Origin of the sequence: Alteromonas sp. KUL106 (genome assembly GCF_009811415.1) — a bacterium.
Lineage (GTDB): Bacteria > Pseudomonadota > Gammaproteobacteria > Enterobacterales > Alteromonadaceae > Alteromonas.
Genome location: NZ_BLIG01000001.1, coordinates 145,811 through 171,642, shown reverse-complemented (window position 1 = coordinate 171,642; position 25,832 = coordinate 145,811). Strand labels below are relative to the sequence as shown.

The following is a 25,832-nucleotide window of genomic DNA, read 5'->3' as shown; positions in this document are numbered from 1 at the left end:
CGCTTCATGCATTCAAAAAACCTCCACAAGAGCGGCTATCCGATGGATGCGCTGTGCCTGTCATACCCAGCGCTTAAGCCGTTTCTTGTGAGCGCCAAAAGCGGCAATACCAGTATCGATTTTACTAATCCACAAGCCGTAAAGGTGCTTAACGCCGCCTTGCTGCATCACTATTATCGGCTTGATTATTGGGATATCCCTGAGGGCTACTTATGCCCGCCTGTGCCTGGCAGAGCCGATTATATTCACAGCATTGCAGACTTATTAAAATCAACCTGTGGCAGTGCACAAGACGCTCGGGGGCTGGACATCGGCGTGGGGGCAAATGCTATCTACCCCATTATTGGCGTCACGTCCTATGACTGGTCGTTCGTAGGCAGTGATGTTGATGATGTCGCGGTAAAAAATGCTAAAACTATTGCCAGCAAAAATAGTGTGTTGATGAACAAATTCCAAGTGCGCAAACAAGCGAATAGTACGCATATTTTTAATGGCGTGATTGAAGGTAATGAGCGCTTTACCTTTACTATGTGTAATCCACCCTTTCACAAGTCTGCGCAGGATGCGCTGTCGGGCACCCGCAGAAAAACATCCAACTTGGCCCGCAATAAACAAAAGCGAAGGGGAGGAATACTCAAAGACAATCAAGCTCAAGGTTTTGGTTATGGCACAAGTTTGTTGGAACGAAAAAATCGAGACCAAGCAGCAAACTTGAACTTTAGAGGCCAAGCGAATGAACTTTGGTGCGAAGGGGGGGAGCTTGCTTTCATTCAACGTATGGTGGAAGAGAGCGTTTTGGTTAAAGAAAACGTAGTGTGGTTTACTTGTCTGGTGTCTAAAAGTGCGCACTTAAAAGCCATTAAAACTAGCATTAACTACCATGGTGCTACGCAATGTAAAGTGATCGATATGGGGCAGGGAAGCAAGCTAAGTCGCTTTATTGCATGGTCTTTTTCTCTCTAAACTTATACGAATGTTGATTTGACAGGGTTTGTTATATGAACAACTATTGACGTATTGTTTCGCTGTTAGCTCGCAACGTCATATCATTATGAAATTAAAGTTCTACGCGTCATCTGTTGTTTTATCTGAGGCAAGATGAAGAACCAAATCGTATCTTTGATAGTTACTCTCTGTTCTTTTCTTTTTGCTTTTTCAATGTTTGGTATTGTGAGCAGTGCTTCAGCCAGTTCAAGCTATCGGGTTGAGCAATGGAGCGTGGCCGGCGTACCTACGTATGAGGAGGGGCAATACGTTGCAGCAAAAGGACTTCCGCAGATCTCCATCAAAGCGATAGTGAAAGACAAGCAGGGATTTTTATGGCTTGGTACAGAAAACGGGCTTGCAAGGTTTGACGGACGCAAGTTTGAATTTTTCAACAGCATTAATACTCCAGAGCTAGGCTCCAATTGGATTAACTCACTGTTCTTAGATAATACAGGGCGCCTTTGGATAGTGACAGGAAGTAGACTGGTGAGTTTCGCTGATGGCAAGTTTGAGGCAGTAGATACAGACTTTGATGACAGGCCGATCAGACAGGTCATCGCTGATACTAAGAACAAGGTATGGGTGATGACAGATTCACTGTGGTTACGCCATGAGGATAAAGTTAATTCTGTTAACTACGTCAAAGATGACATTACATCGTCTTACTACGATATGCGCAACCTGTGGCTACTAGACTTCCAGGGTAATTTGCTACAGACAAGCCTCACATCATCAGTGCGCGAAAAATGCCGCTATCCAATTGGCGTTTCAGGTGAAACAGAGCGCTTAATAATACAAAATAACATTGCCTACCTTTTAAAGGAGCAAATACTTCATCGTTTTAAACTGTCTCCTGACCACTGTTCTTTCGAGGTTATGCCAACCATTGCAGAGCACAAATTTAGGAACCTATTTAAGCGGCAAAATGGTGGTGTGGTAGCGATTTCGGATGAAGGTCAGCTTTTTGAAATCACTGCAAAAGCAAAACCAGCGCTTAGTGACCTAACCTCATTCATAGATAAAAAGCTTGTGCTCGACAATAGTGTGCTGCTCAATGACGATGCCGTGTGGTTTCTGGGAACCAAAACAAACGGATTAACGATTTATTGGCAAACAAATGCAAAGCGTGTGGCGCCATCTCAGGATATTTACCATGCTCGAGTATGGTCTTTTTATGCAAATGAAGAGCGCCTTTATGCTGCGACCAATAATGGCGTATTTATTCGTAATTCAGAAGATGACTGGTCATTGGTCGTTCCACCAAGCGCAATCGAAGGCAACGACGCTTATAGTTTTTTTGAAGGGCGCGAAGCGCTGTGGGTGGGAACTCGCAAAGGTCTTTTTAAGGGGCGAAAGGGGGATACGCAGTTTAGCCCAGTACCTGAATTTACTGGCCTACAAATCAATACCCTATATCAAGGAGAAAATGCATTTTATGTGGCGACGGTAAAAGGGCTATTCGAGTTTGACGGTGTCGGCTTTAACCCCATCCCGGTGTTTGAAAATCAGTCCGTTCGCAGCATGCTAAGCGCGAAAGACGGTGTATTGTGGGTTGGCACAGAATCAGGTTTGTTTAGTCTAAAAGAAGGAAGGTGGCAAGAGTCTGAGTTACTCAACGGTAGTAATGTTTTTGCATCTTCATTGCTTGAAGTAGATGACGGAAGGCTGCTTCTTGGAACCTATGGACAAGGTTTGTTTATGCTCGATAAAACCAAGCAGTGGCAATTGTTTAACATCAAAAATGGGTTACCTTTTCAAGATATCTTCAGCATTACAACCCGTGGCGAACAGCTTTGGCTGAGCGGAGCAAGTGGTGTTGCTTATATCGACATTAACGACATGACCAGTACGCATATGAAAAGTACGGTTGTCTTAAGAGATGACGGCACATTCAGTGCGCGCTCAGATTTACGATGTTGCAACGGTGCCGGTAATTTCAGATCTGTGGTGTTCAACGACATCTTATATTTGCCAACGTTAAATGGTGTGGTCGCTGTTAAAAATGAAGCGAGTCGCCCGCTGTCTACGCGAACGTTTATAACGGGAATTTATGTCGATGGAAAACGAGAAAACAGCGTCGGCGAAGAGTTAAATCTGCATATTAAAAGAAATGCAGAGATTTTATTTTCCCGTCCTATTTTCTCCGCTGAGTCTGCTCCAGAGTATCGATATCGTTTGGATGGTAGTGATTGGATCTATGCTGGTTCCCGTGAAGAGGCCTTCTTAGCTAAATTGTCGGCGGGTCAAACTGTTTTTGAAGTTCAGTCTAGAATAGATGGCAAAGACTGGCTGCCGGGAGATTCAATAGCGCTGTACGTAGAGCCCTACTGGTGGGAGTCTATGTGGGTGAAGTCAATTGGAGCCCTGCTTCTACTCACCCTGTTGTTTCTGATTTATCGTCAACGGATTGCTTCGTATCGCCAACGTAATGAGATACTTGAAGCGCGCGTTAATGAGCGTACCGCCGCGTTTGAGCGCGTCAACAGCGAACTTCAACAAAAAAATAAAGCCTTAGAAGAAGCGGCGATTACCGATCCGTTGACCGGCCTATATAACCGAAGGGCTGTTAAAGGTTTTGTTCCTAACCTCTTTAATACCGTCAATACCAGATCAGAACAGCGTGAAGTCTCAATCGATCTCGATGAGGTATGTGCGATTTTCTTAATCGACTTAGATAACTTCAAGCAGTTAAACGACACATACGGTCATGAAAAAGGCGACAGTGCTCTTTATCATGTTGCTAAAGCATTACGTGCAGTAAGTCGAAATACAGACAAATTAATTCGATGGGGGGGAGAAGAATTTTTATTGGTCGTCCCTTCCATAAACCGCAGCGATATTACTGAATTTAACAAACGCCTTCATAAATCCATAGCGTCGCTTCATCATATATTGGAATTACCTACACCCATTTCAATGTCTATCGGGGCGACAAGGCTACCTTGGGATGACTGCACGCTTGATTTAAAAATATGGGAACACGCTATTTTAATTGCGGACTGGGCACTCTATAAAGCAAAAAGTAATGGCCGTAATGGCACTACTTTTATCAGCGCATCAAAAGAAATGGCAGCGTGGTCAGACTGGAGTGTCGATGGTCTTTCCACTGCTGCTGATAAAGGGCTACTGCTTTCAACGTCGTTACAAAACAATAGCCGTGAGTAATACCAGTCCGCATAGATAATTACCCAAAACTCGCTAGCTTTTAGAAGCTAAACGTTTTTGATACGCCAAACACAATGCGCTCATCGGCTGTATCGAAATCTAAGTTTGTGTTTTCAGCGGCAATTTCGAAATCAAAACCTTCGTAACTTGTTTGATAGGCCAAACGATAGTGGTAAAACGATGTATCTTCACCCTGCCAAATCCACTTTTCGCTGTCTAACGAGTTAGATAAATCGAAGCTGGCACGTAAGTTGTGATTGGGCGCAAGTTCGAAAGTGTGAGCAACCATAGCGATCGCGTGTTTTGCGCCTGTACCAAAGTAGTCCCATGTGTACCAGAAGTTTAGTTCTGAGCTACCAAGGTCGCTGGCATAGCCAAACTTGGTGTACACCTCTGGATAGTTGCCGTCACTCGAATCGTCACCACCGTGGTAAGAATAGTATGCAATACCGTAATCGATACTTATAGTATCGGTCAGCATTTGGTAACGCCCTACGTAGAAATCCCACTCTAGGTTGGTATCACCGCCAAAATCAACATTTGATGCCCATGTACCCGCATAGGTGCCATTTTCAAATGCCTTGTCAATACCTCCCTGTAATGCAGGGTCGTTTTGCGTCTGACTTACACCGTTGAACATATAGTCTGAAACTGCAGAAATATTAGCGCTCCAATCAGCGAAAGACAGTGAAGAATAAAGTGCTGCAATAAAAGCCGCCACTAGTCTTTTAGACGGCAGAAAAGCGTTCGATTTTTTCATTTTAAACACCTGTTTTTATCGTTGTTTGTTACAGCATAGTTTGCTTTTCGCACTATGCCTCTAGTGTGAGGGCACAGTGGGACTTCACTGGGTCACAAGAGCCAGTGAAGACAGAGGGAAACTAACTGCTATTAAAGGTTTTAGTTAAGACTTTCTATTTTCGTAAAGTCGATTTTGTTCTCTTTCGGGGAGGTTTTGATGCCGGTTACCGATTTAAACTTCTGACTTAGAATGAAAGCAAAGCAGCTGAAGAAGATGGCGATAACTAACGCGCCCACCCACTGTATTTGCAAGAAGTCTAGCTTAAATAATAAGGTAAGCAGCGAAAGTGCAACGATGTTAAAAGCAATGTATTTGCCTTTACCAATCCGCTCAACCGTCATATTTAGGTTGTCGGTGTACAGTCTGATGAGTGAATCAAGCGAGTTGATCACAAACACAATGCCGACAAGTACCATGGCGATATTCGTTATTCCTTCAGTGGGTATACCTGCACTGTGATAGTGGTAAAGCACCGAAAACCACGCTGCGATAGGTATTGATGGGACGACCATCATGGCCAACATAACTTGGTATGTCTTAAGACCACCTACAAAGCGAGACGTAAATTGACCTATCATAATGCTCCAACTGAACCACCAGAATAAGTAAAACTCATGATACTCATTAATAGGCAGTACAAAATTATGGATATTAGCAAAATAGCCACCAATTAAGCCTAGGTTAGTAAAGTAAGCCGTCATCTTACTTTCACCAAACACGAATGCCGCGGCCCACATACCGACGATAAGCGCAATAAACACCCAGGTTGTCGTAAGACTTAAAATCCGTACATATTTGATGTTGGTACTTGAATAAACGGCAAATGCAATGGCCGCAAAAACAATAAGGTAGAAAGCGGGCACAACCGATTCACCGTCACCTACCGAAGGCAAATACCATGGCAGGTTTGCAAGCAGTAAAGAGGCTGTAAACGCACAGGTACCGATGATTACTACGTTGTTGACAAACTTCACCACAGGGAGCTCAAAAAACTTAACCTTAGGCTCGATTACACAGAAATAAAAACAAGTAAGAAAATAAAACCCCCAAATTAAGAAACCCCAAAAGCCGAACTCGATTGCGAGTGGATTGGTGAATGCATATTCAGGACTTGCGCTTATGTCAGCATAACCTGCAAACTCGGTAAGCGGGAACATGATAAGCCCCACATCTAAACCCGAGGTAAAAAGAATAGCAACAAAGGTGAAGGTTCTTACGGGCATCACGCCAACGACTTTCATATTGCCCCACTTAAACAAAATGTAAGCAACCGAAAGTAGGGTGAATATGATGCCTGCACTAAGCCATACTGTCATTGTCACCCTCCCAGTATTGATAAAAAAGTACCATGTTTTTTCCTTTTTTCGTTATTAAATTGTCCACCCAATTACACGTGAGTGCCATGATGATGGCTCCGTGTAAGCACTATGGAAGGTGTGCTTGTAATACGACGACGCACACTGGTGCAAATTTGTTGAAACGCCTAGCGTTGCTCGGCTTGCCAATTAGGATGAACCGCCACTGCGACATCTTGGGGTGGCAATGCGGGTTTGCCTAAAATCATATCCGCGGCTTTTTCCGCTACCATAATTGTCGGCGCATTCAAGTTACCGTTCGGGATTGTTGGGAAAATAGATGAGTCCACCACGCGCAGACCTTCAATCCCACGTACATTGGTTTGAGAGTCAACCACTGCCATCTCATCTTCTCCCATTTTGCACGAGCACGATGGATGGTAGGCACTCTCAACGGCTTCACGCACGAAGGCATCTATTTCTTCATCCGTCTGGATGTGCTCGCCAGGTTGAATTTCGCCGTCTCTAAAGTCGTCGAATGCTGGCTGTGCAATGATTTCCCTTGTTAGTTTCACGCATGCTCTAAACCCTTCGATATCATCTTGATGTTGCAAATAGTTGAACAAGATTTTAGGCGGAACCGTCGGGTCAGCCGACTGAATGGTAACGCTACCTCTACTTTTTGGTTTATTGTGGCCCACGTGCACTTGAAAGCCATCGCCGTCGAATGCTGACTTCCCGTCATAACGAATGGCCGCTGGCAAAAAGTGGTACTGGATATCAGGCCATTCCACCTCAGCTTTTGAGCGAATGAACGCGCACGACTCAAAGTGATTCGTTGCACCTAACCCTGAACGGGTGAATAACCAGCGAGCGCCGATCAACCCTTTAGAAATCAAGCCCAGCTTGCGATTTAGCGTAATGGGCTGCTTGCACTTATATTGGAAATAAAATTCCAAGTGATCTTGCAGGTTTTGACCCACACCAGGCAGGTGATGCTTAGTCTCAATGCCTGCTTTTTCAAGAATGGCTTTATCGCCAATGCCAGAAAGCTGGAGAATGTGTGGCGAGCCAATGGAGCCAGCGCTTAGGATCACTTCGTTAGATGTGTTTGCAGTGTTTGTTTTACCGTTAACCACATATTCAACGCCCTTAGCGACTTTATCTTCCAGCACTACCTTGGTAACCAGCGCACCGGTCACTATGGTTAAATTTTTACGCGATTTTACTGGGTCAAGGTACTCACGGCTTGCCGAACTGCGCACGCCGTTTTTAACCGTCATGTGCATAGGCCCGAAGCCCTCTTGCTGCTTGCCGTTATAATCGCTGGTAATGTCGTAACCTGCTTGTTCACCGGCTTTGATGAAGGCCTTATAAAGTGGGTTCTTCATTTCGTTGCCGTTATTTACGCCAAGCTCGCCATTGCCACCACGATAGGCATCGTTACCTTTGTACCACGTTTCCGCTTTTTGGAAGTAAGGTAAACAGGCTTGGTAATTCCAGCCTTGTGCACCGTGCGATTCCCACTCGTCAAAATCCTTCGCGTGGCCGCGCACATACACCATACCGTTGATAGAAGACGAGCCACCTAACACTTTACCTCGTGGGCAGTGCATTTCACGGTTGTTTAAATAAGGTTCTTTCTCAGTGTTAAACTGCCATGCATACTTGTCGGTATTCATAGGAATAGACAAAGCAGTTGGCATTTTAATAAAAATGCTTTTATCCGAACCACCGGTTTCAAGCAGCAGCACGTTGTGCGCCGGATCCTCTGACAGGCGGTTTGCCAGCACACAGCCGGCTGAACCTGCACCTACAATAATGTAATCAAATGTCTGCATATACACTCCTTTGATCGCTTATTAAAACGGGCTTTCGATTTGGCTCATACCTACATAAACCGATTTGGTTTGTGTGTAGCTATTCAGCGTTTCAACACCGTTTTCACGCCCAATGCCTGACTGCTTGTAACCGCCTACGGGCATTTCAGCCGGCGAGTTTCCATAGGCGTTAATCCAGCAAATACCCGCTTGCAACTGGTGGATAACCCGGTGTGCACGCTGAATATCTTTACTAAACACACCTGCTGCGAGTCCTAGTTCAGTATCATTCGCTCGGGCAATCACTTCCTCTTCATCATCGAACACCAACACGCTCATTACCGGGCCGAAAATTTCTTCCTTAACAATGGTCATATCGTCGGTGCAGTCGGTGAAAACAGTTGGCTCCACGAAATAGCCATTAGGTGCAGAAGCTGGAGACACCGCGTTACCGCCGGTTAGTAGCGTTGCGCCTTCTTCTTTACCCTTTGCGATATAACCCAATACTAATTCCTGATGCTTCTTAGAGATAAGTGCGCCAAGATTAACGTTAGGGTCAAGCGGGTCGCCCATCACAATGTTATTCTCTGTGCGGGTTTTAAGCTCATCGATAAAAGCTTGGTATACTGAGCGTTGTACGAAAACCCGTGTGCAGTTGGTGCAGATCTCACCTTGGGTATAAAAGTTTCCTAGCATTGCCGCACTCACGGCTTGGCTTATATCGGCATCTTCAAAAACGATGAGGGGCGATTTGCCGCCAAGCTCCATCGTGACGTCTTTCAAGTTCGATGCAGCGGCGCTTTGCATCACTTTTTTACCTGTACCCACTTCACCGGTAAATGAAACCTTTTCAATATCAGGACTGGTAGTTAGCCATTGACCCACTTGTGCTGCGCCTTGAACCACATTGAATACACCGGCAGGAACACCTGCTTCTGTAAAAATTTCAGCCAGTTTTAGTGCACCCATTGGGGTTTCTTCCGAAGGCTTAAATATAAAGGCATTACCTGCAGCAAGGGCTGGGCCCGATTTCCAACACGCAATTTGGATAGGGTAGTTCCATGCGCCGATACCGGCACAGATACCGAGCGCTTCTTTACGCGTGTAAAAGAAATCGCCGCCAACAGATTGTTGGGTACCTAATTGCGTTGGCGCAAGACCTGCGTAATATTCGATGACGTCAGCGCCGGTTTCAATATCCACACAATCGGCTTCTTGAATCGGTTTACCCGTATCAAGCACTTCAAGCTTTGCCAGTTCATCATTCCGCTCACGAAGCAGCGCTACCGCTTTGTTTAGGATGCGGGTTCTTTCCATTGGCGTCATTGTTGACCACACTGCAAACCCTTCTTTCGCGCTTTTTATCGCTTCTTTTTGAATAAACTCATCAGCCACTTCTACGTGATAAATTACTTCACCGGTTGCGGGGTTGGTCACTGCAAAGGTTTCTTTGCTTTTGTTTGCCATCGGTTTTCCGTGAATGAAATTCTGATAAGTCGGTAATGACATGCATAAACTCCTGTTTTGTATGGTGCTGAAAAAGCTCAACAACCAGCATGGTCTGCGAATAAAAAAATTAAATAATTGTTAGTTAATACGTATGTAAAGTTTCAAAAGGATGACTAGTGTTGAAACTATTTTTTTTCGCTGAGCTTTTAAAGCGTCTAAATCAATTGCTTTACTCTCAATAAATTCCACCTTTTCTTTTCGCGCCAGCAGTGCATTTGCGAGCTTTTCACTACAACATCTTTGCTTATCTAAAGGTGATAATTTATTTTGATTGACTGTTCAATAAAAATAAATTGTATAGTGTTCTAATTATTATTTCAACGTTGATGTATCTTTGGACGAAGAAAGAAAGGGAGTTGAGATAAAGTGGTTTAGATTTAAATGTATGATTTATATAAACAAAGTGAGAAATATTAAATATATAAAGAAAACCCTAACTGTTGATGTTAAGGGTCTCACTGTAAGCGAATGAAGGATGGGAAATGTTTAATTGAAATCAATTAGAAATAGGTATCTCAAAAGTGATGATGCAGAGACGCAAGCGGCGATAGTTTGGCTCATCTAATCGTGTTGTAAAAACTCGAACAGAGCTAATCTGGAAAACGTAAATACGTAACAATACAAAAAGGATGCCCTTGTAGTGTGTACTCTTATTAATCTCACACTCATAAAACTTATGAGCCGAAGGCGGGTATACAGTAAAAAGCTGAGTACTCGCCACAGGGTTTCTGAAGCTGACAAATTTTGCCGTGCTGACGGTTTAACGCTTGCGTGTCAGTATTTACGTCTCAGGGCGTAACACGCAGAAGTTATTTCATAGAAGTTAGCTCACAGAAGTTAGCTCACAGAAATTATCTGGCAAAAATAGTGCCCTGAATTTATGGTAAGGGTTGCAGCATCACCTTTGTTCCAAAACACCACACCTTTGTTATTGGTGTATTTAGCGCCCGAAGCAGAACGAGACAATTGCACAATATGATGGGTGTTATTAATAGACAGGGCTAATGTGTCGGCACCTAAGGCATTAACACGTAGCTCTCTAGTACTCGCATTCGGTGTTTCACACTCATATGTCGAGATGTTTGTTGCCACGTTGGCATCAACAACATCTTGTTTCTTTGAAAGCGCCTGGGGCAACGTCTCCATTTCAGTATGGCGTGGTTTAGCGCGTATTTTTGCTGACGTGAGTGATGAATCTGCAATCACCGCTTTTACTGTTTCGTTGCTTTCGCTGTCGTAGAGGACGAGCCACGTGTTATCTAGTATCGCGAACGTTTTCGTCGAAGACAGGGCATCTACAAAGCGTTGTTCTTGCTTCATGAGCGCTGGCGCGCACATCTTTTTAGTCAGTATGATGTTTTCAGTAGCAAATACTTGAGCTTCACTGCGCTCTCCTAATGCGCCATCAGTATGATTTATATTGAGCACACTGGCGTATTGATTACAGCCTGTGCTGCCACTTATTCTGCTCGCACCGTCAATTGAATTCACGTTAAGGCTAACGTGGCTAAAGTCAATAATACCCGCTTGGTTAATGCTTTCGACCTGCCAATGGCTATTCGAGAGCGCCAACTGTTCATCCTCACGAGTTGGTTTTTGAGCGTCTGAGGAATAGATTGAAGAAACTGAACTGCACGCCGTAAGAGAGAGAAGTGTTGGGATCGCCAAAGCTCGGAGATACTTCCTGTAAGTCATGAAAACTCCATATGTTTTTTATCAATAACAATAGGAGTCAGTTTCCTCAACTTAGTTCACCTTTAGCGAAAAGTGGGGAAGAGATGTTGAGTATTCATTGATAAACGTTAGTTTGTCGGCAAAACGACAGTTTGGATAAACGTGGCAAGAGTAAACTACATGTTCGTTTTTTTTGGTTGAAGCAGTATGAAAAATTTAGAACAGCATTTAAGTGAGTATGCGAAGTATCACAGGGATCAAAAGAATATCTACACCCACTATGTCGGAATTCCGCTTATCGTTTTTTCGGTATTCTGTTTGCTAAGCAAGCCAGCCTATCTCGTTAATGTGCCGGTTTTGGGAGCCATGATAGTGAGTCCTGCATTGTTTGTATGGGCTATTGGTAACGCCTTTTATGTTAAGTTAGATGTCAAGCTTGGTGCAGTGATGACAGTGCTCACTGGCGCTATGGTATATTTTGCGTATCCAATCGCGCAGCTTGACTTAGGCCCATGGCTTTACGTTTCTTTAGGTATTTTCATTGCTGGATGGGCGCTGCAATTCATCGGTCATCATTTTGAGGGCAAAAAGCCAGCGTTTGTGGACGACATAATGGGGTTGGCAATAGGGCCTCTGTTTGTTCTTGCGGAATTGAGCTTTGAATTAGGCTTAAGACATTCACTTAAAGAAGAAATTGAACGCCGCTCTGGCCCCGTAAAGTGACCAAACAAACTAAGAATACGCGTTAACACGCTAAGAAGCGGCACTAGTAGCAGGGACGTCTATACATGGATGCCGCTTTAATAAACAGTAACGCGTTTTTACATTGCAGGCTTTACGCTTTCATTTTTGCTAATGTCTCTTTACGCAGCTGTAGCTTAGAATCAGCAAAGGATTGCCTTGGCAACATTTTGAGTTTTTCGGCATAACTCATGGCTGTAGCCAAAACTTGTTCTTGCGGTACTGCAGCATCTAAAAAGCCTGCTTTAACCGCTTCGCTTCCTTGATAAATACGAGAGAAAAGTAACGCTTCGGTTTGACTGGTATTGGCGAGTCTGGCTTTGGCGAGCTCCATGCCAAAAGGCGGAAGGACCATACCAATAGCGGTTTCATTCAGACCATACTTAGTGTCCGCATCTTTTCCTATACGCAGATCTGCAGCCATTAGCATAATTGCGCCCATTGCAATACTGTGCCCTTCTGCAGCAACTATAACCGGGAGCGGAAAGCTATAAAGGCGCACGATTAACTCAGCGCCTTTTGACACTAATTCCTGTTGTTTGGCTTTATCATCGGCTTTCATGACCGATAAATCGAAGCCACCGCAAAATTTTCCTTCGCCCCCATGTAATACAACAGCGCTTGCGTTTTTTTCTGCTTCATCAAGGGCGTCGTTAAATTGTTGTATAAGGGTAAAGCCTACAGCGTTAACTTTTCCGTCGTCGAAAGTAATTACCGCAATATCATTATTAATAGCTAAGTTAAACGCCATGGTATGTCCTGTCACTTTTAAGGTAGAGATTAATGTACGTTACGCTCTTTCAAGCGCAACTTTCATGCAATGATTGTAGGTAATTGATATCTATTATGATAGTGCTTTAGACATCATCTTCGGGATATGCGCTGTGAATATCGCTGATAATTCGGGGAAGTTCTGAAATAAGCTTCTTTTTATACCGGCGTTGCCTGCGGCGCGCCTTTGCATTATTTGCTCTCCATTGCGCCCGCTTGTCTTTGACTATTCGTTCTAAGTCCTGTCCATCTTCAATCAAAATCGCGTCGTAAAGTGATGTGCGTTTTGTCATGTTAAAAGTCCAACCTTAGCTGTTTTTTACGCCAAAATTTCGAACGTTGATTAAGTACGTGAAGCGAAACTTGTTCATTTGCTATCTGCTTCGCAAGTTTCAGTGCGGCGCTGGCTTGTTCATGAGTGAGGTTTTTGTAGGCCGGTGAGGGAATAGTCTCGTACCAGGCGCATCCGCAAATGTTATCTAAGATGACTCGCATGAAGCAGTGGTCATCATGTATGGGCCAAGTATTTTTCTTTGTTGATGCAATAGAAGGAAGTACGTTTTTTACGTAGTGGAGAACTTGATTCATACCCTTTTCATGTTCCGCTGATACGAAACGCACGTGGCCGGTTATCATTGCGTTAGTACATCACTATTTTGAATGTTTACTCGTTTAAAAAGGCTCGGTGTTTTTATGCTATTTATGCTGGCTAGAGAAACTCAAGCTTATAGTTTTGAAGAGTTTACACGACATTGGATAAATTCAGAGTTACACTAATTTTAGTCTTTTGGTTTGAGAGCCGTTTGCTCTTTATTTAATACATGGTTGTTTAATGCGCCCACATTTGAAAATACTCGTTATAGAAGATGCTGTTGACTTACTGGAACAAATTACCTCAAGTATAGGTAATACCATTAATTACTTTGATAGGAGCGATGTCGAAATAAGTCTGTTAGAGGCTAGCTCTGTGGCAAAGGCTCTACAGCTTGTTCGTGAAGACGGTGATATTCAGGCAGTCGTTTTTAGCTGGGATGTTGTCGCTAAAGTTAGCGAACTCTCAGTATCGCTATCGCCGGTTGTGCCTGTTAGAGAAGTTCAACATTTGGGTAATAATGATGCAGAAGGCGCGGTGAACAACGAGAAACCAGTAAAACAAGCGGTTTCAAACACTAGCCCTACCATTGAAAATAATGCCAGAGTCATTGACGCAATCAAACGCATTCGCCCCGAGCTCCCTGTATATGTGCTAGGCGATGCGGTAAAAGGGTTGGATATCGTAAACCAAGCCAGTGGTATTGAGTCGTTTTTCTATCGCAATGACATTATTTCAGACCCGGAGTCTATCCTGGGATATATCATCAACGATTTCGACGATAGAAACGAAACGCCATTTTGGACTGAATATAAAGACTATGTTGTAGAGTCTAATGACTCGTGGCACACACCCGGACACAGCGGCGGAGCAAGCTTTCGTAATTCACCGTATATCAGCGATTTTTACCGTTTCTTCGGGCGTAACGTGTTCGTCAGCGACTTGTCTGTAAGCGTTGACTCACTGGGATCGCTATCAGATGGCACCCATGCTATTGGCAAAGCGCAAGCGGCTGTCGCGAATACTTTCGAGGTTCGTCATTCCTATTTTGTAACGAACGGCTCTTCTACATCGAACAAAATTATTCTTCAGACGCTGTTGCGCGAAGGCGACAAAGTCATTGCCGATAGAAACTGTCACAAGTCAGTTCACTACGGCATTATTCAGGCCCGAGCGATGCCAGTATACTTAGACAGTGTGTTTAACCCTGAATATGGCATTTTCTCACCGCCTAGAATGGCGCAAATCAAGCAGCTTATTGAAGAGAATTCTGACGCTAAGCTAATCGTTCTAACCGGCTGTACTTATGACGGGTTACTTACTGATCTTAAGCAGGTGGTGAATTTGGCCCATGAACATGGCATCAAAGTGTTTATCGATGAAGCATGGTTCGCGTATTCGTTGTTTCACCCTGCGTTGCGTGACTACTCCGCAATTGCTGCAGGGGCAGATTACATAACTCACTCAGCGCACAAAGTGGTGTCGGCGTTTTCCCAAGCGTCGTTCATTCACATTAATGACCCAGACTTCGATAAAGACTTTTTCAAAGAAGTCTTTGCAATCCACACCAGTACGTCGCCCAAGTATCAGCTTATTGCGTCGCTTGATGTGTGTCGTCAACAGCTCGAAATGGAAGGCTACAAAATTCTTAATGAGCTGCTCAGCAACGTTGCCGAACTCAAGTCACAAATGGCCAAGTTTAAGCGGCTCAAAATACTGTCGTCCGATGACTTTGCGAAGATGTTCTCTCACTTTGAGAGCGATAATATTGGTCATGACCCGCTTAAAATCTTAATCGATGTGTCGGCGTTAGATTATTCAAACCAAGAAATACATCGTTTCTTGATGGATGAAGTAGGGTTAGAAATAGAGAAGTTTACACATAGCACTATTTTAGTACTGCTTACGCTAGGGGGTATGCGCTCGAAGATTGTAAGGCTATACAACGCACTAAAACGTCTTGATGATGGTGCCGTTAACTTAAGCAAGCGCAAGAGCAAAAGCCCGTTGCCTGCAGATATTCCGCCTATTCAGTTGGATGACCTTCCGTCGAAAGCGTTTTTCAGTCCAAGGGAAGCTATTGCATGGCAAAACAGTATTGGGCGAATAGCGGCAGGCCTCATAACGCCGTATCCTCCAGGTATCCCGTTGATTGTTCCAGGCCAGAAAGTTGAGCAGGCACATATTGATTATCTTCAGGCTTTGGCAAGTCAAAAGCTGACCGTTCAGGGTATCTACGACGGTGAAATTTATGTTGTTGCTGAAGAGTAAATCACATATAGAAAGCTTAAGCGATAACGAATGAGTATTGATAACAAGAAAGGGATTTTAAAAATAATGAAAACATATCTGCTGTTTTTTTTGCTAACAACGCTAACTATGGTAGTGCCCGTCAGTGCTAAAAACTATATCACGAGCGAGCAGTTGCCTGAGTGGTTCAATAAATCTTTATCAAAAGAGGCAAAGGGTCTGCCGCACACTAGAATATCTCTGCCTGCGTTTCCATTAAATGCTATTGGAGTGGGTACGTGGTCAGGCGCACAATCCGTCGAGGATTACTGGTATTTTACGGTGGATATCGGCTCTGAAACACCTGTTGAATGTTGGGCTTTTAAAGATTATGACGGCTTAGCTAATTCGCTTATCAGCATGATGAAATTTTCAATAACTAATATCTCAACAACGCTAAATAAGGCAGTGGAAAGCCAGTATAATTTCAGCTTAGATATTTCGACCTTAGGCAGCACTCCCGTATTTAGTTACAACATTCTCTATAATTTAGGAGACTCTGATGAACGGGTTGCTGGATTGATCAAGGGCATGTCTGCGGAGTCTGCGAATGGATTGCAGGTTTGTTTGCATAATGAAATTGGCTATCGAGATACCTTCAAAAATGTATTCAACTCGTTTGTTAACGCTGTTGATAAAACGGCACAAGTGCAGCCCTTCTTTTTTGCCATAAATGGAATGACAATGCAGGGGGAACTAGTAGGTATTGTGTCTGAAAAATTCTCTAAAGACGCAGATGGAGATGTGGAAATAGTTGAAACTACCTCATTAATTCTTCCTGTAGACGCTAATACAGTTTCATCAACCGATTCTGTAGTGCGCTCATGGGGCCATTCCGATGGCACCTTGATCAATTCTTATGCGTACACTGTGGAAAATGGTGAACTCAGTTCTTCCATTGGTGTTTCTAGGCCAGAAGAAAAGTGGGTCATAGATGGAGAAATTCAGGGGAAGTCGGTAAGTTCTGAGCTTTTATACGATGGTGTATTTATTTCGAATTATGGCACTTACCTTGAAACGCAGAAATTAGCGAATTCAGACAACGACTCTACACGCTATAACACGTGGAGCGTAGACGCAGATCCAACTCAGCCGACATCTACTGTGATGTATAAAAAGGGCCAAAAAAATGGTTTGCTAGAATTGCTTGCTGAGATTGAGGGCTTTAAGGTTGAGTATACCGTTGATGAAGATTTCATCATGCAGGAGGCGCAAGTTAAAATGGGGCCCATTGAGTTTGACATTATGCCTATGTACGTATCTGGCAAACCGACCAATCTATAAAATGCATGGGCATGCACAATGAAGCTTAGACATTTGAAATCGCTCAAAAGCCTTTGCACTATAACTGTAATGCTATCGAGCCTTCTTTTTAGTCATGCAGGTTATGCGCAAAGTTCTCCTTACTTTGCGCATATTCCATTGATTATCAGTGAAGAAGTTTCATTACCACTCCATCAGCAAATATTATTGGATGTTAGAGTTTATGCGCCTGATTCTGCAACCGCGGTCTTATCGAACTGGAGAGGTATAGCGGTCTCCCAACAGAAAGATAATGAGAGCAGTTTACTTTCGATATCGCTTAGTGATTCGTTAGAAAGCGCATCAGAACCGACTCCCGAAGCGCTTGCTAATTATAAGGCAAACACCTTTGTTATTGATTTTGAAGAGGACTCTGTACAAAGAGTGGTGGCCGAATTTTTAACGGAATATAGCCGCGAACAAGCAGAGGTGCACAATTCTGTATCGGTTGCGGACGATATTGAAAAATTCATGGCTAGCTATATCTCACAACCCTCTTATATTCATAGTTTTTCTTTTGCATCAACAGTGGCTAAGTCAAAAAGTGGAGACTGCACCGAATATTCGGTACTTGCTGCTGCAATAGCTCGTGCGCTTGCGATACCCGCAAGAGTTATTATAGGGACAGTTATCGTAGAGGATGAAGACACCATTGAAGCTTATGGGCACGCATGGAATGAGGTGTGGCTTGATGGGCGATGGCATCGAATCGATGCTGCAATGCATGGTACAAAAGCGCTTAAAATGTTTTACCTTCCTGCTCATATAGTAGATAACGAAGGGTTGGGCTATGCGCTTGGGTTGTCAAACGCTATTCTCAATATGCCAGAGCGCATCACGGTTCGATCAGAACGATAAACATTAAACGGCCATTACGACATGTCGCTTTGCGTTTTGCGCTGTATACCTTACACTTGCGCCGAAAGTTAAGAAAAGGCCTGAATTAATGAAACTAAGCGACGTAAAAAAGCTTCACCAAAAGAAATATCGAACCCAGTTTGGATTTTATTTGGTGGAAGGAGAGCACTTAGTTTTAGAGTTGCTTAAGGTCGTCAAAAAGGGCGTTGAGAATACTCGCGGAATTACACTTTATGTAACCTCAGATTATGAATCTTGGGTAAAAGATCACTGTGATTCATCAACGCCATTCATGAAGGTCGAAACTGTTTCGTCTCAACAAATGCAGCAGTTAAGCGACACAAAATCTCCTCAGGGAATTATAGCGCGTGTACCGCTTCCCAAGATGTCGAGCGGTGTCCAACAAGAGCCGCAGAATCGCACCTCACAAGCGAATGATGGAAACAAGTTTATTTACCTTTATGAAGTTCAAGACCCTGGGAATTTAGGCACAATATTAAGAACGCTAGCGTGGTTTGGTGAATTCACGCTACTACTCAGTCCCAATAGCGTAGATCCCTACAACTCAAAAGTAGTACGCGCAAGCATGGGGGCTATCTTCCATGTCGACATGGAATTAAATGTTTCTCTAGATGACCTAGCATCAAGGTTTGAACGATTTGCTTGTTTAGACATGAGTGGAGAGAGCATCACTTCACGTTCGTTTGGTGATTACCAGTGTTACCTTTTCGGAAATGAGGCGAGAGGCGTCCCTACTGACGCTCTGACATCACTCAATGCCAACGCTTATACCATCGCAGGACGTGGAGATATAGACTCGCTTAATTTAGCTAGCGCTGTCAATGTGTGCGCATATGAACTAAGGCGTTAAGTACAGCGTTTACAACTCGATTACGATAGGAATTAACCATGGCACTACAATGGTTCCCGGGGCATATGCATAAAGCCCTAAAAGAAATAAAAGAGTCGCTGAATCAAGTGGATATTCTTATTGAAGTACTTGATGCACGTATTCCATACTCCAGTGAAAATCCAGAAATTGCGAAAATACGTGGAGATAAACCCTGTATTAAAATTCTGAATAAGTACGATTTAGCTGACCCAGAAATAACCGCGCGTTGGCAGGAAAGTTTAGAGAAAGAGCGGGGCGTTAAAACTATTACGACGTCGAGTGATAACCCGGGAAACAGCAAGCAGATCATGCAGCTTGTCAAAAGCATCTGCTCTTACAAGGAAGGCCAACCCAAAGCGATAAAAGCCATGATCACGGGCATTCCCAATGTAGGGAAATCAACGTTAATTAATATATTGGCTGACCGAATTATTGCAAAAACCGGAAACGAGCCAGCGGTTACCAAAAGTCAACAGCGTATTAATTTAGGTAGCGGCATTATCTTATTTGATACACCTGGAGTGCTATGGCCTAAGCTAGAGAATCCACATTCTATCTATCGTCTGGCTTCGTCTGGCGCAGTGAAAAACACCGCCATGGAATACGATGATGTGGGCTTTTTTGCTGCTGATTATCTTATTAAAGCCTATCCAGAAGTGATTAAAGAACGCTATAAGCTTGATGAATTGCCCGATACAGAGATTGAGTTTTTAGAAGCGGCCGCAAAAAATCGGGGAGCAATTCAGGCTGGGGGACGCGTTAACCTTCACAAAATATGCGAAATTCTGCTTAAAGAACTGCAGTCAGGAAAATTAGGGCGAATTACCCTAGAAACCCCTGAAATGCTAGAAGTAGAGAAAAAAGAAATGGAGCTGGAAGCGATAAAGCGAGCTGAAGCAAAAGCCAAGCGTAAAGCAAAGTTCAAAACCGGATCGCTCACGCCAGATAAGAAAGACCGAAAAGAAAAGCGAGAAGAGAAACGCCAAGAACAGAGCCGCAGAATGAAGGCTAATAATAAGAAATAAAAATTTAAAAAAATAAATTTAAAAAAACTGCATCCAGGCATCCATCTCAGTCGTTTGGTTTACATGTTGTTTACATTTGAGTGATTGTTAATCAATGAAAGCTCAAGTTAAACAGCGTGATAACTCAACGATAATAGGATGCCACAATGCACAAACGTCCACTGTTAGTACCTACACTTACATTACTTACTTTAAGTATAACCTCTCACTTCGCTCTCGCTGATCGCAATAAAGGCAAAGTGCCAATCGTTACGCCAGAATGCTCAAATATGGCTGTTTGTGAGCAGCAGGGTATTTTCACTGACCCATTCGAAGAGCCGCTGGTTACGGGCGAGTTTCCCGACCAAGACAACACTAACATCACTAATCCTCTCAACAACTACCCTGATAACGGTAAGTGCGAAGAAAATGAAGACGGCGTGCTTAAGTGCAAACCTGCGGCGGGTAGTTTAGCACTGTTGAACGATGGCCGAATTCTCTACTTTAACGCGTTAGAAGGCACTGAAAACGTTGAGTATAACGCTTTGCTGGAAATTGGCTCCGCCATTATTAACGACCAAACCCGCGTGTTGACCATGAAAAATGAGAGCGCGAGTTGGATTGCACCTTCTCCTGTAGACGCTGGCGCAAACCCAGATGGCAACGATTCTGAAACCATAATTGGCGACATTACCGGTCTTTTGGGTACATCTCTGCCGCTTGATTTAAATACAGATGACGATAGAACCAATAATGATGGCGCCCTATTTTGTGCTGATTTAGTGGGCTTGCCCAACGGCGAACTCATGGCGGTGGGTGGCACCGATTACTACCACGAACCGGGGGTAAGTACGAGCCTATTGGGTGAACCAATTAATTTTGGGCTTTCTGAGTTAGAGGGCTTGAAGAATAGCCGTATTTTCAACCCTGAAGATAACAGTTGGCGAAAAACGGGGGACATGAATTTTGGGCGCTGGTATCCGAGTGCTTTATCACTCGCTAACGGCAACGTGCTGGTTGCGAGTGGTGTGACTAAGCTCGTTAAACCTGTTTATTTAACCCGCCCAGAAACGTCGGGTCGCAATGTGACCGTCACTGAAACATACGATACATCGTGTGGAGAGTGGACAGACAATGGCCCCTTGGCAGAGCGGTCATTGCCGTTGTATCCGAGGTTGCATCTACTCCCTAATGGGCACGTGTTCTACAACGGGGGCGGGCAAGCTTTCAATCCTTTCGGACAAAGCTACGATCAAGCGCTATGGAATATTGTGGCGGCTTACGACCCTCAATCAAAAACGTGGGCTGATCTAGGCTTTGCCGGCTTACCGCTTCATTTAAGCGAAGCGGGTATTTCAGACTTGGCGAGCTTCCTCAATGTTACTAACACACAGGCTGATGAATCGTTAAGCGGTTTACTAACTGGACTAACGGAAGAATTTATTGCAAATCCCTTTGATGCGCTCGCACCTATTATCGACGACCCATATCGACTTGCTGATGTGCAGGCGCTGCTTGGAGCAGGGTTTAGAGGCTCAACGTTTTCCATGATGATGCCGCTAACACCGGATGAAAATGGGACATACAATAAAGCAGAGTTCCTTACCGCTGGCGGTGTGCTCACAGGTGTTGCTGCGACAAGCCCTGGCCTTTACGTGGGAACGAACTTAGCGCGTATCGATTCTGTAACGATTGACGGAGAGAAAATGCTGTATGACTCGCGCTCTACCGGAAGCCTTCAGCAGGGGCGTTGGTACGGTACGGGCGTGCTACTACCTACCGGAGAAGTACTCGTGGTATCGGGAGCTGACAGGGATGAGGTAGTGTTACCTGGCGCAGGTAAGCCCATTTTAAAAGCTGAAATTTTTGACCCTGAGACCGAAACATTTAGACAAGTTGCCGAGCAAAATCGACCGCGTACCTATCATAACTCCGCGGCACTGTTGCCAGACGGAAGCGTGCTAATAGGTGGACATGCACCTATCAACACCGCTTATGCTTATAGCGTGACGCTACCTGGCTTCTCACCTAATGACGGCAGAGATCCTTCTTTTGAAATCTACAAACCGGCCTACATGTTTGGTGACCGCCCCTCAATCGGAACACGAAGCAAAACTGTTGCTGTAGGAGAACGCTTTCGTATTGGTCTCAGAAACACCGATGCGGCAACCGCTAAAATGAACGGGAATATTGAGTCGGTGGTGTTGATACGACGGACAAACATCACGCATCTTATCGATGGTGATCAGCGCAGCGTAGTACTCCCTATAGTGCGTTACAACTCAGATAGAATTGTCGTACAAATGCCCTCGCAGCAAGCGGTAGTCCCTCCGGGTGATTATATGCTCTTTGTTAATGCGCGCGATGAAAATGGCGAGTTGGTCCCATCTGCGTCAAAAACCATTACGGTAACAGGGCAACTCTCTGCGATGTGTAATTAGGGGGAAGTAATCATGATTATGCGATTAACGACAATGTTGGCACTTGTCCTAACATCTTCAGTTGTTGCCTCGAATGCTTACGCGCACGGTGCGTCAGCCGTGTCGGGGGAATGGCTGCCAGTCATTGATAACCCGGTTAACGATGAAAAAGGAGAAAAAGCCCCCTTTATCGTATCTCAAATACAGAGTTCGCCTTTGGGTAATGAAATACTCGTGCAGTTTGATGGAGAGGGTAAATTGGAAGTCTTAGGTAATGACAATATGCCTTTTATCCGGATTTCTAAAAGTGGTGTGTACGCTAACTGGGACCACCCTATGTGGTTTAAAGTGCAAACCGCAGGCCCAAGGCCGCTTCCAGAATGGGTGATGGATGAAAAGGTTGAATCGAAATGGGGCCGAGTTAGCGATAAAAACTACTTTGGTTGGTATGACAAACGCCTAGAGAAAACGGATGAGCACGTTGACCGTTGGAATATCGCACTAGCGGTAAACGGTGAGCGGCAGGATATCTCGGGTTATTTCAAATCGCTGGCACCGCCTAGTAAACGTACATTGGTGACGGTTGATAATAAGTCAGCACCTATTTCCGACCTGACAGCTATGGTGATCCGTGGCCCTGAACGAGCTATTAGAGTGAGTTATCGGGGCGACCATCATATGGTTGTACTCGATGAATACGACGAGCCGATGTTCAGATTTAGCCCTGAGGGCGTGGAGGCAAATACCCACAGTGAAGGCTGGAAAAAACTTGGCCGTTCACCTACCGATACAACGGCAAAATGGGTAAAACTCTCGACACAGTCAGCCTACACGTGGCCAGATAGTCGTTTAGATAATGATGAACAAAAAAATTGGAAAATCCCTGTTTTTTGTCATCAGGATAAAAAAGTGAAGTTTATTCAGGGAGGCTGGATCGAGATAGCTAGCCTTTGAGCTTGCAACTTTTTTATTGCAAAAGTAACTTAAGCGATAGTTATTTGGTGTTTGCGCCAGTGTTTTGCGCAAACACCTTTCGCTTATTTAAAACTATCAAAGGGGGCGACATTGTCAGATGTAAAAGGGAGCAATAAGAACGACGTGAGTCAAACTAACTTAAACCGCTTTGATAAAACGCTGTTCGAACGGCTTAAATATCAAGCTGAAAGCAGTGACCGTCGCCGCGCCCACTTCAACGTTCACGCAACGTATCAAGACGTGGTTCAGCGGCTCTTTATCGCTATGATGCCAGACTCTTATGTGCGCCCACATCGTCATATTCAGCCTCATAAATGGGAGTTTTTCATGGTCCTTGAGGGGGAGTTAGATATTCTCTTTTTTGATAATGAGAGGGAAGGTAAATTGGTGGAGAGAATCACCCTAAAAGCAGGTGGAGATACCCATGGTGTTGAAATTCCCCCGAATGTTTGGCACGCAACAGTTTGCCATAGCCCAGTCGTTTTTATGGAAGTGAAACAAGGTCCCTATGAGGTTAACGATGATAAGGGGTTTGCAACTTGGTCGCCTGAAGAAGGGAGCCATTTGGTCCCTGACTTTCTCAATTCACTTAAGTGCGCTAGTGAAGGGGAATTTGTCGGTTTGAGGTAGAAAACGATGTCCTTTTTTATATTTCATTATTAAAAAATTGAACACGTGAGCTATCGACTTTCCTTTTTGGAAAGTCGTTGCTATTGCTTATCGACATGGTATGGTTAAGGATGAAGATACAAAGAGGCTTATGCGTACATACAGCAGAGCGCTCTGATAGCAGCGTCGCGGCACATTGCCGTGTGCCATCCATATTGTAGAAAGAGAATTATCATGCAAAACGTTTCAACGGTTTATTTTTATAATTTTAATTACTGATTGCACCTGACCGTCGGTGTTCAGGGGCAACTATTGGCTTCTGGGCGCTGCAGGTAGAACGTTTTGCAAAAGCCCAGAAGGTAACACCATCTGGGCTTTTTTAATGCCCGTAATTCTCGGTAAAAAACAATGAAAGAAATCACACTAGGTGACATTAGAAAGCAGCATAGAGTTAAACAAGAGGTGGTAGCAATGGCGTTATCAGTGACCGCCTCTGGAGTGAGTAAATTGGAATCAAAGCGGATTCAGGATGTTTCACTGCAACGGGCAGCAGCTTACTTAGCCGCGGTGGGTGGTAACATGAAAATAGAAGTGACGATGCCAGATGGCGCTACCCTGCAAGTAGGGTAGCGATTGTGTTAACTGGCAAAGTTAATCGTTTGAGATTGATACAGCCAAGCCCATTTTTAGTAGGCGCGCCACGGTCAAACTTTACTGATAGTAAGCCGCGCTATTTTCTCTAAATCGGCGTGACGTAGCGAACGTGTAAAGCCACTCATTAAATGAAATACCCCGTGCACTGTCTTCATTGTAAAAAGGACTGGGTGAGGATACAGGGAAGGCATTGTCTTCACAGAAATCATTAAGCACCATGTGGCATGTACCTTCACCTAGGTAGAATTGGTAGTTCCAAGTAAACGCAGACAAAGCGTGAATAGAAGCGTTTGCCTGAATCTGCCAACCAAGGATATAACCTAAATCCGACTCTGTGACGCCCCAGGTTGTCGGATCTAAGTTACCTTTTGAGACCTGATCTGAAATTTTAGAGAATTGTATTTGGACAATGTCAGTGCCAGTGGAATATTGAGCAAAACGATTCCAAGGATATTGATAAGCCAAACGCAACATAACCTGCTTGTTGAGGCTTAAGTGATTGAAGTTACCAATTAACGATTGAAAGTTTTTTGGTAGAGAATCTTCTATACCCCAGGGCCCTTGATAATTAAGTACCGTTTTAGTAAATCCTTTTGAAATAACCCCAAGAGATGCATCCGCAAAAAGCGCCACTTTAGTGCGGCCAAATAGTGACTGAAAGTAGGGGAAGTTAAAAGTTGCTCCATAGCCCCCCGCGCTGCTTCCACTCAACAATACTTTGTCCACAGACAAGTCGTTGTTATTCATCTTTTCTTTTATCCACTGCATAACAACCAACGCGTTATCGTGACCGCGGTGTTTTAATGTGACGTCAGCACCCGGTACGCCCGTGACAATACCAAGTTCGTCTATATATTGGGTATCTCTGGAACCTAAATGTAAGTCGCCAGTACAATATGGAATAAAAACTTTTGACCACGTTTGAAATGGATTTTCTTCGGTATCCTCGAATATACCGCCCGAAATAAACGGTGTATTTTCCACTACAGCAGAGGGGTTATATGCCGCACGAGACATAGGATTATCGTCGAATTCGAGCTGCATAGATGCTAAGCAGGTAGCGCTATCCCAGCAAGCGCCTCCGCCGTTGAAGTAAATAAGTAGGTTGTCGCTTTCACCTTGTTCAAAGTAAAAAGAAAATGGGTTTGGCATTAATCCTTCCGGGCCTGGTAAAGCAGGAAGAGAACATGAGGGGTATGCGGTTTTTTCACCGCCGCCAGGCACGGATACAACAACATGGCTATCTGGCGTAATTTGCTCCCATTGGGCAAACGCGTTATGGGTAGAAAAGCAGAGTGCAATTACTGCAAAATAACGAAAACGTTTAGCGTAAGAATGCATAAACAATTCCTTTTGTGATTGAAAGATAAGAATGTAAGTAAAGAGCCTGTCTGAGGCCGTGATATGAGTGAAGTACTTCCTTAATCTTTCACTCCATCTTGTTGGGACGAACAACGCCATCACAAACACAGT

At 44.2% G+C, this 25,832-nt stretch carries 21 protein-coding genes; 12 read left to right on the top strand and 9 right to left on the bottom strand.

Features of this window, described 5'->3' with window-relative positions:
* Positions 1 to 6: 6 nt before the first annotated feature.
* Positions 7 to 963, top strand: coding sequence for a 23S rRNA (adenine(1618)-N(6))-methyltransferase RlmF (rlmF, locus tag GVO63_RS00705; RefSeq protein WP_159577735.1), 957 nt, complete (start codon positions 7 to 9; stop codon positions 961 to 963).
* A 135-nt stretch (positions 964 to 1,098) separates the two neighbouring features.
* A complete protein-coding gene (locus tag GVO63_RS00700; protein ID WP_159577734.1) occupies positions 1,099 to 4,152 on the top strand; it encodes a diguanylate cyclase in 3,054 nt (1,017 codons plus the stop codon).
* A gap of 40 nt (positions 4,153 to 4,192) precedes the next feature.
* Here GVO63_RS00700 and GVO63_RS00695 read toward each other — a convergent pair whose 3' ends face one another.
* From GVO63_RS00695 to GVO63_RS00675, 5 genes are all read right to left on the bottom strand, one after another.
* Entirely contained in the window at positions 4,193 to 4,912 is a 720-nt protein-coding gene (locus tag GVO63_RS00695; RefSeq protein ID WP_159577733.1) for a TorF family putative porin, read from the bottom strand.
* A 140-nt stretch (positions 4,913 to 5,052) separates the two neighbouring features.
* Positions 5,053 to 6,270 carry a BCCT family transporter gene (locus GVO63_RS00690; protein WP_159577732.1) on the bottom strand — a complete coding sequence of 406 codons (1,218 nt, stop codon included), beginning with the start codon at positions 6,268 to 6,270 and terminating at the stop codon, positions 5,053 to 5,055.
* A 167-nt stretch (positions 6,271 to 6,437) separates the two neighbouring features.
* Positions 6,438 to 8,090, bottom strand: a complete 1,653-nt coding sequence (gene betA, locus GVO63_RS00685) for a choline dehydrogenase (protein WP_159577731.1) — start codon at positions 8,088 to 8,090, stop codon at positions 6,438 to 6,440.
* A 21-nt stretch (positions 8,091 to 8,111) separates the two neighbouring features.
* Complete coding sequence (betB, locus tag GVO63_RS00680; RefSeq protein WP_159577730.1) at positions 8,112 to 9,578, bottom strand: betaine-aldehyde dehydrogenase; 1,467 nt, start codon at positions 9,576 to 9,578, stop codon at positions 8,112 to 8,114.
* 837 nt (positions 9,579 to 10,415) lie between these two features.
* Positions 10,416 to 11,273, bottom strand: coding sequence for an META domain-containing protein (locus GVO63_RS00675; RefSeq protein ID WP_159577729.1), 858 nt, complete (start codon positions 11,271 to 11,273; stop codon positions 10,416 to 10,418).
* Between the two features lie 186 nt (positions 11,274 to 11,459).
* On the opposite strand from GVO63_RS00675, the gene GVO63_RS00670 reads away from it, so the two are divergent.
* Positions 11,460 to 11,975 carry a DUF962 domain-containing protein gene (locus tag GVO63_RS00670; RefSeq protein WP_159577728.1) on the top strand — a complete coding sequence of 172 codons (516 nt, stop codon included), beginning with the start codon at positions 11,460 to 11,462 and terminating at the stop codon, positions 11,973 to 11,975.
* Positions 11,976 to 12,087: 112 nt separating this feature from the next.
* On the opposite strand, the gene GVO63_RS00665 is transcribed toward GVO63_RS00670, so the two are convergent.
* The 3 genes from GVO63_RS00665 to GVO63_RS00655 all read right to left on the bottom strand — a co-directional run bounded on the left by GVO63_RS00665 (position 12,088) and on the right by GVO63_RS00655 (position 13,352).
* A complete protein-coding gene (locus tag GVO63_RS00665) occupies positions 12,088 to 12,744 on the bottom strand; it encodes a crotonase/enoyl-CoA hydratase family protein (protein WP_159577727.1) in 657 nt (218 codons plus the stop codon).
* A 106-nt stretch (positions 12,745 to 12,850) separates the two neighbouring features.
* The gene (locus GVO63_RS00660; protein ID WP_159577726.1) at positions 12,851 to 13,057 is read right to left on the bottom strand and encodes a hypothetical protein; all 207 of its coding nucleotides are present in this window, start codon (positions 13,055 to 13,057) and stop codon (positions 12,851 to 12,853) included.
* A 1-nt stretch (position 13,058) separates the two neighbouring features.
* Positions 13,059 to 13,352, bottom strand: a complete 294-nt coding sequence (locus GVO63_RS00655) for a hypothetical protein (RefSeq protein ID WP_236552017.1) — start codon at positions 13,350 to 13,352, stop codon at positions 13,059 to 13,061.
* A 244-nt stretch (positions 13,353 to 13,596) separates the two neighbouring features.
* Between GVO63_RS00655 and GVO63_RS00650 the strand changes: the two genes are divergently transcribed.
* The 9 genes from GVO63_RS00650 (at position 13,597) to GVO63_RS00610 (ending at position 24,335) form a co-directional block, all read left to right on the top strand.
* Positions 13,597 to 15,627, top strand: a complete 2,031-nt coding sequence (locus GVO63_RS00650) for an aminotransferase class I/II-fold pyridoxal phosphate-dependent enzyme (protein WP_159577724.1) — start codon at positions 13,597 to 13,599, stop codon at positions 15,625 to 15,627.
* 66 nt (positions 15,628 to 15,693) lie between these two features.
* Positions 15,694 to 16,929 (top strand): hypothetical protein, encoded by a 1,236-nt coding sequence (locus GVO63_RS00645; RefSeq protein WP_159577723.1) that lies wholly within the window; start codon positions 15,694 to 15,696, stop codon positions 16,927 to 16,929.
* A gap of 18 nt (positions 16,930 to 16,947) precedes the next feature.
* Complete coding sequence (locus GVO63_RS00640; protein WP_159577722.1) at positions 16,948 to 17,805, top strand: transglutaminase domain-containing protein; 858 nt, start codon at positions 16,948 to 16,950, stop codon at positions 17,803 to 17,805.
* Between the two features lie 88 nt (positions 17,806 to 17,893).
* The gene (locus GVO63_RS00635; RefSeq protein ID WP_159577721.1) at positions 17,894 to 18,676 is read left to right on the top strand and encodes an RNA methyltransferase; all 783 of its coding nucleotides are present in this window, start codon (positions 17,894 to 17,896) and stop codon (positions 18,674 to 18,676) included.
* 38 nt (positions 18,677 to 18,714) lie between these two features.
* The gene (gene ylqF, locus GVO63_RS00630; protein WP_159577720.1) at positions 18,715 to 19,722 is read left to right on the top strand and encodes a ribosome biogenesis GTPase YlqF; all 1,008 of its coding nucleotides are present in this window, start codon (positions 18,715 to 18,717) and stop codon (positions 19,720 to 19,722) included.
* Between the two features lie 146 nt (positions 19,723 to 19,868).
* Complete coding sequence (locus tag GVO63_RS00625; RefSeq protein WP_159577719.1) at positions 19,869 to 22,142, top strand: galactose oxidase early set domain-containing protein; 2,274 nt, start codon at positions 19,869 to 19,871, stop codon at positions 22,140 to 22,142.
* 12 nt (positions 22,143 to 22,154) lie between these two features.
* Positions 22,155 to 23,075, top strand: coding sequence for a hypothetical protein (locus GVO63_RS00620; RefSeq protein ID WP_159577718.1), 921 nt, complete (start codon positions 22,155 to 22,157; stop codon positions 23,073 to 23,075).
* Positions 23,076 to 23,186: 111 nt separating this feature from the next.
* Positions 23,187 to 23,726 carry a WbuC family cupin fold metalloprotein gene (locus GVO63_RS00615; RefSeq protein WP_236552016.1) on the top strand — a complete coding sequence of 180 codons (540 nt, stop codon included), beginning with the start codon at positions 23,187 to 23,189 and terminating at the stop codon, positions 23,724 to 23,726.
* Positions 23,727 to 24,113: 387 nt separating this feature from the next.
* Entirely contained in the window at positions 24,114 to 24,335 is a 222-nt protein-coding gene (locus tag GVO63_RS00610) for an XRE family transcriptional regulator (protein WP_014950268.1), read from the top strand.
* A gap of 81 nt (positions 24,336 to 24,416) precedes the next feature.
* Here the strand turns inward: GVO63_RS00610 and GVO63_RS00605 are convergent, their stop codons facing one another.
* Positions 24,417 to 25,700: a pectin acetylesterase-family hydrolase gene (locus tag GVO63_RS00605; RefSeq protein ID WP_159577717.1), complete on the bottom strand. Its 1,284-nt coding sequence runs from the start codon at positions 25,698 to 25,700 to the stop codon at positions 24,417 to 24,419.
* Positions 25,701 to 25,832 lie beyond the last annotated feature (132 nt).